This window comes from Tissierellales bacterium, from assembly GCA_025210965.1.
Classification (GTDB): domain Bacteria; phylum Bacillota; class Clostridia; order Tissierellales; family JAOAQY01; genus JAOAQY01.
Genome location: JAOAQY010000204.1, coordinates 1 through 4,279 on the forward strand (window position 1 = coordinate 1; position 4,279 = coordinate 4,279).

The 4,279-nt window shown below is 33.5% G+C and carries 2 protein-coding genes and 1 pseudogene; 1 reads left to right on the forward strand and 2 read right to left on the reverse strand.

Translation table 11 applies throughout. The features are described 5' to 3' along the window. Positions 1–877 precede the first annotated feature (877 nt). Positions 878–1,759: pseudogene (locus tag N4A40_14805) on the reverse strand (IS3 family transposase). Further along, positions 1,750–2,427 carry a helix-turn-helix domain-containing protein gene (locus N4A40_14810; protein MCT4663125.1) on the reverse strand — a complete coding sequence of 226 codons (678 nt, stop codon included), beginning with the start codon at positions 2,425–2,427 and terminating at the stop codon, positions 1,750–1,752. Before N4A40_14810 ends, N4A40_14805 begins: the two are co-directional and overlap by 10 nt. A gap of 416 nt (positions 2,428–2,843) precedes the next feature. Between N4A40_14810 and N4A40_14815 the strand changes: the two genes are divergently transcribed. Next, positions 2,844–4,279 (forward strand): recombinase family protein (locus N4A40_14815; GenBank protein ID MCT4663126.1); only part of this gene is annotated, 1,436 nt, incomplete at its 3' end.

Genomic DNA, 4,279 nt, shown 5'->3' on the forward strand with positions numbered 1-4,279 from the left:
ATTTCAGTTTATGGCCAAAGAAAAATTGTCATGGCCATTGGATCAAGAACGAGCTTTGATGTTGGCCAACTTACCATCGGCTTATATCGTTAATGTTTTGGGATAGAAAAAAGCAACTCAGATTTGAGTTGCTTTTTTTGTCGTTGTTGTACATCGTATGTTAAGATCTAATGCAGATGAATTTCCACTAAAGCCTGCAAAGCACATGTTTCAATACATCGCATGTTAAGGTCTAATCCAACGAAGAGTTCGCCGATGCAATTAAAACAATTGCGTTTCAATACATCTCATGTTAAGGTCTAATGAAGTCCCTATTTCCCAATATATAACAAACTTTGCGTTTCAATACATCTCATGTTAAGGTCTAATTAAGCTGATAGCGTAGATAGTTACGCTAAGCAATTGTTTCAATACATCGCATGTTAAGGTCTAATACAAATCTCGCGGAAAAGAATATCCAGAATATTTAAGTTTCAATACATCGCATTTTAAGGTCTAATGACACTCGTTTCAACGTTTGTCTAAAACGAGTATACACCCTTTCCGTTCAAATTTCAAGCAAAAGTTCTGTTTCACTCCAGTAAATTACCAATAATTCCTAAATCGTGGTGATTTGAGTAATGCTCTCGTTTGGATATTTCTGGTTGGAGTGAAACGCAAAATAAAAACCTAGAGTCTAGAATTGATCTAGTATCTCTAGGTTTTGTTTTTATTTCTTCCCTGCTACTTCTCGTTTGGTTTATTACATCTCATGTTATGGTCTAATTATTAAGGGAAAATGGAATAGAAGAAAGTACATTAGTTTCAATACATCGTGATGTGAACCCCATTTGGTGGACAGGTTAAATAACTAAAACCTGTTTCTAAATTTTTTAAATTATGCTACTGATCTTCTATATTCTAACGGGCTTCTTTTACCTAATCGTTTCTGTAATCTGTCATTATTATAAAAATACATATAGTCATCTATGTCTTTTTCTAGCATTTCATAAGTATCATATTTATTTAAGTAATACTTTTCTACTTTTAATATCCCAAAGAATCCTTCCATTGGTGCGTTGTCTAAGCATCTTCCTACTCTTGACATACTATGAATCATTCCATAGTTTTTCATTTTTTTATTGTAGCGATTTGATGTATATTGAAATCCCCTATCACTATGCAAAAGTGGCGATGAACCTCTATTTTTAGCTATCGCTAAATCCAGATTCTTAATTACTAATGGATTATTGTTTCTCTTACTTAAATTATACGCAACTACTGAATTATCGTACAAATCTATTATAGCACTTAAGTATGCTTTTTGACAATTACCATATTTTAGTTCTGTTACGTCAGTAAGCCATTTTTCATTGGGCTTATCAGCCTTAAATTCTCTGTTTAATATGTTCTCCGAAACGTGTAACTGCGTTGTTTTGCGATAGCGCTTTCTCTTTCTTCTTATAATACACTCTATATCATTCTCTCTCATTATTCGTCTCACTCTTTTGTGATTTATGTTCCTGTCTAGTATTCTTCCTAAATTCATAGCAATTCGTCTATAACCATATATTCCTCTAACACTAACGTGTAGTTCTTTTATAGAATCTAAAAGTTCTTCATTATCTATGTCTCTATCCGTCTTAGATTTATTCATCCATTTATAATACGATGAGCGATTAAGCTCAATAATCTCACATAAGAACTTTATAGAATAACCTAGTTCCTCGTTTACTTCTTTCACTGCTTTATACTTCTGTGACTGTTCAATCAACCCCTTTCTAGTTCTTCTAGCTTTTTTAAAAGAGCATTTTCCGCTTCTAGTCTCTTTATTTTTTCTTGAGCTACTCTAAGCTCTACCTCAACTTGTTTCTCTTTTGACATGTTTTCTTTTGATCCCGCTGCCTTACGTCCGCGTTTGTCTTTAAGACCTTCTTCACTATTATTTTCATATTTTTTCACCCAAGAGTATACTTGATTATAAGATACACCATATCTTTTTGCAGTTTCTCTATAATCTTTATTATTAGAGATACAATATTTAACTATCTCGATACGTTCTTCAAATGTTGTTTTTCTACCATTAGTCATAGATCTATCCAGCTCCTTCGGAGTACTATTTATTTTTCTATGACTATTATACCTTGAAAGCCACTTTCTTAGTAGGCTTTGATCTGATATTTCATATTTTTTTACAACCTGCCTTAGCGAATAATCACCGGACAGATACATTTCTATAGCCGCTAATTTAATCTCTTTATCATACTTTTTTGGCGATTGCTTCTTAAGTCCCTGAAAACCTTCTTTCTCATACTTTTCTTTCCACGCATAAAATGAGTATGCACTAATTTCATGTTCCTTCAAAAATTGTCTAACTGATTTATTTCCATTTTCATATGCTTTCAAAATGTCATATTTCTCTTCAGCTGAAAACTCTTTTTTTGCCAACAAAAAAACTCCCCTCAACCAACAGTTTTTGTTTTTTAAACTGTCTACTTTTTGGGGAGCAGATCATCTCATGTTAAGGTCTAATATATTGCATCAACAATATCTTCAAAAGGGTTCAGAGGGAGCAGATCATCTCATGTTAAGGTCTAATGACACTCGTTTCAACGTTTGTCTAAAATGAGTATACACCCTTTTCGTTCAAATTTCAAGCAAAAGTTATGTTTTGCTCCAGTGATTTACCAATAATTCCTAAATCATGGTGACTTAAGCAATGCTCTCATCTGGATATTTCTGGTTGGAGTCTGATATACATATTTTTACTTATCAAATTAGTTATTTTATATTCTATCTTCATTTATAATCTAATCTTTGATATAATATACTCGAACATTTGTTCGTGTAAGGAGGTTGATTATATGAAAGCTGCGTTATATGTTAGAGTGTCTACTACTCATCAAATAGATAAGGATTCTTTGCCTTTCCAGCGTAAGGAGCTTACGAATTATTCTAAGTATTTTCTAGGAATTGATGATTATGAGATTTTCGAGGATGCTGGTTATTCTGGAAAAAATACTGATAGACCTAAGTTCAAGGAGATGATGTCTAGAATCAGAGCTGGTGAGTTTACTCATTTGTTGGTATGGAAGATTGATCGTATATCTAGGAATCTAAAGGATTTCACTACTATGTATGAAGAGCTCAAGAGTTATAATACTGCTTTTATTTCTAAAAATGAGCAGTTTGATACTTCATCTGCTATGGGTGAAGCTATGCTCAAGATTATCCTGGTGTTTGCTGAGTTGGAAAGAAATCTCACTTCTGAAAGAGTTTCTTCTATCATGTTGGATAGAGCTTCTGAAGGTAAATGGAATGGTGCTCCTGTCCCCCTTGGCTATCAATGGAGTAAGGAGAATAAATTTCCTGTAGTCAATGAGGATGAAGCAAAGATTATTAAGTATATTTTTGATAGTTATGAAAGGACTCGTTCTACCAATGAGGTGAAGCATCTTCTGGAAGTTGAAGGTTATAAGACCAAAAGAAATGGAACTTGGACTACAAAGACGTTGTCTGACGTGATTAGAAATCCTTTTTATATGGGAACGTATAGATATAATTATAGGTATTCCCCTCACGGCAAGAAACGTCCTGAAAAGGAATGGGTTGTAGTTGAAGATAATCATGAGGGTATTATTTCAAAGGATCAATATGAGCGATGCAATCAGATAATGGACAAGAACGCTATAGTCAGAGGTATTGACGGAAAACGTACTTCTCATATTCATGTGTTTTCTGGATTGATATCTTGTGGTAAATGTGAAAAGAATTATATAGCTTCTCTTGATCGTAGGAGACAAACGAATTATAGACCTTCAGTTTATAGATGTCATAACTATGTTCATAGTAGTAAGAAGTACAGAAAGTGTAATGGTGGAATTGGTGAGGTGAAACTCGGACCATTTGTTATAAATTATCTAGTGAATTTAATTAGTGCATCCAATTTGATTGAATCTAAGGGTTTTGATGCTACTACTGCCGAACTGGAAGAAACTTTGCTAAATGGAAAGCCTTTTGCTAAGGTGGTTGGAATAGAAAATATTGATTCTGTTTATGATATATTCCAGGATTCTTTCAATGCTGTTGAACAGCTCCAGAAAACTGGTACTGATGGAAGCGATGTTCAAGATGCTAAGGAATATAAAGCTAAAATTGCTATGGATGCTTTAGCAAAGGAAAAGAAAAAGATTGAGAGGGCTCTTGATCGGTTGGAGTCTATTTATTATTTTGATGATGAAGGTATGTCTCAAAAGGATTATTTGATCAAGAAGAAACGCTTTGAAGAAAAGCTGAAAGA